The following is a 348-nucleotide window of genomic DNA, read 5'->3' as shown; positions in this document are numbered from 1 at the left end:
TGCGCCACGGGATCGTCTACTCGGGCGGGCAGGCCTGGGTCGGCGCCCACGACGCCTGGCTCAAGCGGCAGCGCTTCGACTCGCCCCTGGTTCAGGCCGCGTTCGACGAAGCCTACGACAGTGTGATCACGATCACGGCCCGCCGTGATCGTCTCGATGAACGCATCGCCGCGATGGCTGCCGACAGTCCGTGGAGCGACACCGTCCGTCGGCTCGGCTGTTTGAATCGGCCTGGGTTTCGTTCCTATCGGTTTCCCTGTCCGGCGGTCGCCGGGAGGCCTGATTCGAGGTCAGCGTAGTACGCGTCCTCGATCTCGATCGGGGTGCGCATGCCGAGTTCGCCGTGCA

General features: G+C 66.7%; 1 pseudogene. It reads left to right on the top strand.

Annotated features, from left to right (window positions below):
• Positions 1 to 299, top strand: a pseudogene (locus tag ACFQPD_RS11060) (hypothetical protein); the annotation flags it as partial.
• Positions 300 to 348: the final 49 nt, after the last annotated feature.

It is taken from the genome of Tessaracoccus sp. O5.2 (assembly GCF_964266725.1).
Lineage (GTDB): Bacteria > Actinomycetota > Actinomycetes > Propionibacteriales > Propionibacteriaceae > Arachnia > Arachnia lapidicapta.
Note: the sequence above shows the minus strand (reverse complement) of the source record. Positions and strands in the feature narration are given on the sequence as shown.